Source organism: Flavobacterium sp. MFBS3-15, from assembly GCF_026107645.2.
Classification (GTDB): domain Bacteria; phylum Bacteroidota; class Bacteroidia; order Flavobacteriales; family Flavobacteriaceae; genus Flavobacterium.
The window spans coordinates 99,192-105,790 of sequence record NZ_JAPCHV010000018.1; the positions used below are offsets into that span (position 1 = coordinate 99,192).

Annotated in this window: 7 protein-coding genes; 4 read left to right on the forward strand and 3 right to left on the reverse strand. The window is 31.2% G+C overall.

The window, feature by feature from the left end; all coding sequences use genetic code 11:
* Window positions 1-14: 14 nt before the first annotated feature.
* Window positions 15-788, reverse strand: a complete 774-nt coding sequence (locus OGH69_RS15370; protein WP_265175374.1) for a DUF1883 domain-containing protein — start codon at window positions 786-788, stop codon at window positions 15-17.
* Between the two features lie 29 nt (window positions 789-817).
* Complete coding sequence (locus OGH69_RS15375; RefSeq protein ID WP_265175375.1) at window positions 818-3,877, reverse strand: metallophosphoesterase; 3,060 nt, start codon at window positions 3,875-3,877, stop codon at window positions 818-820.
* Between the two features lie 303 nt (window positions 3,878-4,180).
* On the opposite strand from OGH69_RS15375, the gene OGH69_RS15380 reads away from it, so the two are divergent.
* Entirely contained in the window at window positions 4,181-4,555 is a 375-nt protein-coding gene (locus OGH69_RS15380) for a hypothetical protein (protein WP_265175376.1), read from the forward strand.
* A 99-nt stretch (window positions 4,556-4,654) separates the two neighbouring features.
* Window positions 4,655-5,098, forward strand: coding sequence for a JAB domain-containing protein (locus OGH69_RS15385; protein ID WP_265175377.1), 444 nt, complete (start codon window positions 4,655-4,657; stop codon window positions 5,096-5,098).
* 86 nt (window positions 5,099-5,184) lie between these two features.
* Here OGH69_RS15385 and OGH69_RS15390 read toward each other — a convergent pair whose 3' ends face one another.
* Window positions 5,185-5,412, reverse strand: a complete 228-nt coding sequence (locus OGH69_RS15390; protein ID WP_265175378.1) for a helix-turn-helix domain-containing protein — start codon at window positions 5,410-5,412, stop codon at window positions 5,185-5,187.
* A gap of 86 nt (window positions 5,413-5,498) precedes the next feature.
* Between OGH69_RS15390 and OGH69_RS15395 the strand changes: the two genes are divergently transcribed.
* Window positions 5,499-6,035, forward strand: a complete 537-nt coding sequence (locus tag OGH69_RS15395; RefSeq protein ID WP_265175379.1) for a hypothetical protein — start codon at window positions 5,499-5,501, stop codon at window positions 6,033-6,035.
* Window positions 6,035-6,295 carry a hypothetical protein gene (locus OGH69_RS15400; RefSeq protein ID WP_265175380.1) on the forward strand — a complete coding sequence of 87 codons (261 nt, stop codon included), beginning with the start codon at window positions 6,035-6,037 and terminating at the stop codon, window positions 6,293-6,295. The genes OGH69_RS15395 and OGH69_RS15400 overlap by 1 nt, the downstream gene beginning before the upstream one ends.
* The last annotated feature ends 304 nt before the right edge of the window (window positions 6,296-6,599 follow it).

Genomic DNA, 6,599 nt, shown 5'->3' on the forward strand with positions numbered 1-6,599 from the left:
TGCCTAATCATCATTTAATTATTAATTACCTCAGCGATTTCATCAGCAATTTCTTCAATGGTAAAACTCGCAGTGTTTCTTGCAACCTTATCAGCAAGAGACGGGCTAAAATCCATCACCTCTTGTTTTGTAATATTATGCCACAGTGGCAACACAATCTGTTCACCACTTATAGATTTAGTAATTATACCATCTAATTCATAGTTTGTCCATCCCTTACGAATAAAGTTCTTAGACAAAACCACAATTCCGAATCTGCTATTAGCAAGACCTTTATCAATTTTCTGACGTAAACTATCTCCTATTCTAAGTTCAAATTCGTCATACCAAACTCTCAACTGTTTGCTCTGTAAAGCATGTGCCAATGGCCTTACAATATCGTCTTTATCCTCAGATGCGTGAGAAATAAATACATCATATTTCCTCACAATAGGTTCTTCTCCAAACTCTGATTGTATTTCCCTATCTTGTACTAATGAAGGCACATTCGAGAGCCTTGTTTGGCGAGCTTCTGGTAATATTCCAGGAAGTATTCTGACTGAAGAACTCACATTTCCAGCATATCCTCCTAAATCTATTGTAATATACCATTTCCCTGAGCGAGGTACAGGAATCTTAAACGGTGAACGCTTAACATGCCCTCCGTAAAATGTATGGCGTCTTCCAGATTTATAATGTGAAAAATTAGAGCTATCCATTAATTTAACGTTAGCAGAATTTCCCTTTAGGGTTACCTCTACTATTTCTCCTCCTTTTAATTGACCTAAGTCATACGATTGATATTTCATTTCTTTGTTCTAAGAAGTTTTACTTCCTATTATTTCTCGTTTTTACTTTTATTAGATATACTCTGTAGTGTCTTTAAAGTAGTTTCAATATTCTTTTTAGAATTATCAATTTTCTTTGCTTGTGTTAAAGCAGCAGTTTCAATAAACTGCTTATTTGCATGTGAACTATAACTACCAAATAGTAGCATAGAAAACAATTTATACATTGAGGCATGTTTGAGGCTATTAATTTTAATATAAGAAATTGCCTCATCAATATATTTCTTATTATTCTTGATATCTAAATCAACAAGCATATAATATAGAACGAATATCTTAAGTTCATTACCTTTGGTTGTCTTTAACTCTTCAATTTTATCTAAAAAGATATTTTCAAGATTATTTTGAGCTAACGCATCAAAAAGGAAATTTTGGATTACCAGAGGTATGAAGTTAGTAAATAATTTAAAAACATTTTCGTCAAAATCGGCCTTTTCATCATGTTCATCAATAATTAAAAAACAAAGATTACAAGCGGATTCTAAAATAAAATCTAAAACTTTATTATTTAACTTGTCATCTGTTACATCCGAATTTCTATAAACTCTTGACATAATAAAAAGCACTTTTTCGAGATGATCTGAAATAGATTCTATTTTATCATACATTTTTTTCGGTCTTACATCACTATCTGTGCTTTGAAATTGTGACATTTCATCACTTACAGTATCAATATCTTTTTTTACAAGAGTCTTAATACCTTTTTTGTAAGTAGATAACTTCAAGTTTAACGACGATGTTTTAGTGATTAAAATTTCATCAGCATTTCCAATGCTCTTATAATAATCATTTGTTTCCTTAAATAATCCAGAAGATTTATCAAGAATTTGAGTTAAAAAATCTGAATCACGTTTATTAAATCCAGAAACCAATTCGAGTTCATTTCCAAACGACAAATAAAAATGGTCATCTTGAATGACTTCATCTCGGCTCCTCTTGTTGTCTTTCAGATAGTATGCAATAAAATATTCAAAAACTCCTTTTAACCGAAAAGTATATTGGTCTTCATTAACCTGTTTTAGTATTCCTTTTTCATATATTAAAGTTAATAGAGCTTCCGTAGTGATAACAAGTCTTTTGTTTCTAACTTTATATTCTTCAATAAAATTAACAAGTTTCGCGTATTTGATATTATAGTTCGATTTATGATATTCTTTCACTAAATGGTTTGCTAATTCACCTAAAAATATCTTCAAAGTTTCATATTCAATTTTAATTTGTTTATCTGTAACAATGTTTTGCCTATCCAATAGATTGTCAATATATAGTTGGATTAATTCAAAATTGTTGTGGAAATTTTGTTCATTAGTGTTATTAAAAATCCATAGAAATAATGAAACAGTCCAATAGTTAAGAGGTAAATTTAATTGCTTAAAAATTGATTTAATTTTTTTAATGATTTCTTCTGTCTTTTCAACATCACATTTAAGAGTTTTTTCGGTAATACTTCTTACGTGTTTTGATGTAAGATTGTGAATGTATAGTTTTATATGCGTTGTTGAGTCTATGGATATTTCCTGAAAATCGCTTAAAATATTTTCATCGAAAGTTGTAACATAAGTAACGTTTTTATTGTTAGTTATAAAATCTGCTATTGTAGTCTTAAAATTGGTGTCACATTTATTATAATCATCTAAAAGAAGCCTTAAATGATATTCGTTCTTTAATTGTTGAAAGAATGATTTATTAATTTGATACGTGCGTATAAAAATATCCTCTATAGTCAATTCCTTCATACTCTTTGCTCCACAATCAATGTAGATTGGAAGAACCTTGTAAAATGATATATTTTTTAAGTAATGAACAAATAGATTGTACAGAATTGCAGTTTTACCAAATTTATCCTTTCCATATACAAAATAATTATTGTCAAAATCTTCTTCAATCTCCTTTAAAGTTACCGTTTTAGCAGAATTTGAAGTTCTGGCAATGCTATTTATTGAGGTTGAGGAAGTTGTTTTTAATATCGGCTCAGAAAATAAATCTTCAAATGTTGATAATGACTTCGAGTTGTTTACGAAAATCTCTTTAGCCTTATTTAACTCAATATCATATAATTTCAAAACCTTTTTTCTAAAATCAAGAAGTTCCCTCTTCTTATCATCAACGGGAATTTGTATATTAAATGGATATCCATTAGGATATGCAAGAAATTCACTATCGATTTTAAATTTTTTAAGTTCCATACTCATGTCATCGATATCAATGTTAATAATTGTAAAACCGACATATTCGTAATTATTAATTTTTGATAATGATGCATCTGAACAGACAGTTACTATTCCGTCAGAATTCTTAGTTATGGATGTATTTAGAGATTTGTGTGTATGGCCGTAAAACAATGCGTGAAAATTATCATATATCAAATCTTCAATTAATATACGATTCCAATATCTTAAATCGGTTAGAGGGTGATGCAATAGTAAAATCTTAAAGCTTTCTTTTGGCAACTTCAAAATAATGCTTTTTAACGTTTCAGAAGGAAATAGTAAATTTCCGGCATCAGTACTTGAATCATTCGCCCTCCATGCTGTATTGATAGAGACTATATATACATTTTTATTATGGAATATCCTTTTATGAATTGTATATAAATCCGATAAAATATCCACTTCAGTATCATCTAATTGATTTTTCTCATAAAAATGTTTTTGAAATTCAAGATAGTTTTTAATGTTTTCCAAGCTGGCATTATATTGATTCTCATCTTTTAAAAAACTATTCAATTCATCTTCAGTTTTAAGATTGAAAAGTTTTTCAGTAATAACGGACATCTCTTGGTTCCTATAAACGTCATGGTTTCCACAAGTTATAAATATATTTTTATGGGGTATATTAAATTTGGTGGAAAGTTGAGTTAGTAAAATTTCCTCTGCTTTTAAAAAATCATCATATGACTTGCCGGAAAATACTAAGTCCCCTGTAAAATAAATATATTGAATGCCATGGTTTTTAGTCTCTTCATATATTTTATTTACAATTTTACTTATACTATAGTTCGTTGAGCTCGTATCTTTAAAATGTAAATCTGTCAAATGTAAAATTTTCATAATGAGCAAAAGGAATTTAAAGTTCTTAATTTTTCAAATATATGTATATATTATAACAAATTGACGAGCAAATATTCAGTAAAATATCAACAACAACTGATATTGCCTTGTTGTCTATAAATTGTCTATAAAATTTAGCAACGTAGTTGGTCAACGATTTTAACTTATAATAAAGAGAGCTTAATCTACTATTACACTTCCCCCACCCCTCCAATTTCGAAATTCCTATCCCCCCCTCAAAACCCTCACTTATCATGAGTGTGCCACAATAAGGCACAAATGAATAACTCAAAATTTTAAAAAATGGTAAGAATCATTAATTACAAGGAAAGAACATCTGAGGATGGGAAAAACTTCTTTGTACTGGAAGTGCAAGGAGGCATTGAAATGGTAAGGTCACATCAAACAGGTAAATTTTATGCTACTGCACGAAAAGCAAGCATTACATCAACTTTTGATGAGCTAACATGTAAGGCCTTAATCGGAACTGAAATGCCGGGTAAAATTAGCAAGGTTGAATGTGAGCCTTATGAATACACAATCAGAGACACAGGAGAGATTATTACCTTGACCCACAGGTTTGATTACGAGCCTGATGATGCACCTGTGGCGAAGTTTACAAAGGCTATGCCTGTTGAGAAGTCTGAGGCTACAATAGACACGTTCATAAACTGGTAATGAAGAAGCCTTTTCTAAAAATGGCTTCCTCGAAAAAATACATTAACTACTATAGCCAAGACTTGATAAAACAAGTTTTGGCTATTAATATAGTCAACTATGAAAAATGTTGTTTCTGAAATACAGGTCTCTTATTCTACAACTCTCAGTGAAAAGATTAAAGTAACGAGTAGTAGGGAAGCTTTGGATGTACTCCTAAGCTCCTGGAACCAAAACACAATTGAGCTTCAGGAAGAATTTAAAATATTGATGCTTAACAGAGCCAATGAAGTTTTGGGAATATATCCATTATCTAAAGGGGGTGTATCCGGTACTGTGGTAGATATTAAGCTCCTTTTTGCTGTTGCTTTAAAATGTAATGCATCAGGTCTTATACTTTGCCACAATCACCCCAGTGGCAATACACAGCCAAGTTCACAGGATAAAGATATTACCTGTAAAATACTGAAAGTTGCTGCTCTAATGGAACTCTCTATTATTGACCATATGATTATTACCAGGCATGGTCACTATAGTTTTGCAGAAAATGGTTTGTTAAGATGAATGTGAAGGAGAGGAAAAACAGGCTTTAAAGAAGTAAATTTCAAAAGTTGAAAACAGTAAAGATTAATATTAATAGCTATTATGTATTAAGATTGATCTGAAAACTTGAACAGTTCAATAATGTCTACACCTAAGTTTTTAGCAACTTTTTCATATGTTGACAATGTACCATTAACCCTCCCCGCTTCAAGTCTTGACATACTGCTCTTTTCAAAATCACAGTCTGCAGCCAATTGTTGCTGAGTAATGTTTTTCTCTGCCCTTATCTGCTGAATTCTCTTGCCCACTTTCTTATGTAGAGTATAATCTCTCAAACTATGACGTTGATTTTTATGTCAACATCAAAATTTGCTCTAAATTTGTCTAATTGGTTAACATATATGTCAACATAGTCCTTATTATGAAAATGTTAGAAAACAAAAAAATATCTGTCAGCATCATACTCATAAGTATAAGCATTATTCTCATTGCGTATTTGATTAAAGAGCCTAATGATTATACTATGGTTGGGTATCTCCAACAGCATAGCCTTTCTATACCACTTTACCTGTATGATGTGAATATACTGGGTATGACTTTGCCTTATAAAGGCATCATTATTATGTTCATCATTCTTTCAGGTATAGGAGTATATACGTTTCTTTATATGACAGATGAAGAAGTGAAATCCAGGGCTAAGAAACTCCCTTTTATCAAATCACGAAATAAACCTGCAAAAAAAGCAGGTTGGATAATGACTGCCATTATCACATTAGCTTTAGGTGCTATTACAGGAATTATTATAGCCATAAAATACTACAGCAGCCTCCAAGCCTTACAGAGGCCAAAGACATGGGGAGAGAGTTTCTATATCGGCTTCTGTAATGTATTCTTTGCAGTGCTGGTAATATCCATTATAACCACTATTATAAAATCACTAACCAAAAAAGCAAAATAATGAAAACAGTTATTAAAGGCTCATTAGCCATGATAATGCTATATGCATTTACATCCTGTTCAGGAGATGACAGTAAATCAACAAACAATGTGCAATGTGATTGCCACTACACTCTCGTTGAAGGAGGACAGCCACAGGAAGGTTGGACACAAGCCTCAGATACTACAGACTGCGAACTTGATGGAATTAAGGTTTACTATGCTGACTACAACAATGGACAGCCAAATGATACTTATTATAGGGTGCTACATTGTAAATAATGGGTCAAACATAGGTCAAACAATTTAGAAAACACCTGTTTAAAAGAGTCAATAAGTATTAAGACTTATAATTGTAAACCTTTGATTTTGGTTACATTTGAAAGTATTAGATAATAAATGATAACATCCAGTGACTGACTGTTAATCAGAGGGTCCTTGGTTCGAGCCCAAGAGGGGGAGCTTTTTAAAGGGGCTGTCTCAAAAGGATAGCCCCTTTTTCATTTTAATTAAGTTTACTTTTCTTTGCATGCTGATTTTGACATTTTAAAGTCTCCTTTTTAGCCCATAAAAGGTTATACGTTTT

Coding starts and splice junctions, on each gene's coding strand:
- OGH69_RS15385 (WP_265175377.1), top strand. CDS start 4,655: ATGAAAAATGTTGTTTCTGAAATACAGGTCTCTTATTCTACAACTCTC.
- OGH69_RS15395 (WP_265175379.1), top strand. CDS start 5,499: ATGAAAATGTTAGAAAACAAAAAAATATCTGTCAGCATCATACTCATA.
- OGH69_RS15400 (WP_265175380.1), top strand. CDS start 6,035: ATGAAAACAGTTATTAAAGGCTCATTAGCCATGATAATGCTATATGCA.
- OGH69_RS15380 (WP_265175376.1), top strand. CDS start 4,181: ATGGTAAGAATCATTAATTACAAGGAAAGAACATCTGAGGATGGGAAA.
- OGH69_RS15370 (WP_265175374.1), bottom strand. CDS start 788: ATGAAATATCAATCGTATGACTTAGGTCAATTAAAAGGAGGAGAAATA.
- OGH69_RS15375 (WP_265175375.1), bottom strand. CDS start 3,877: ATGAAAATTTTACATTTGACAGATTTACATTTTAAAGATACGAGCTCA.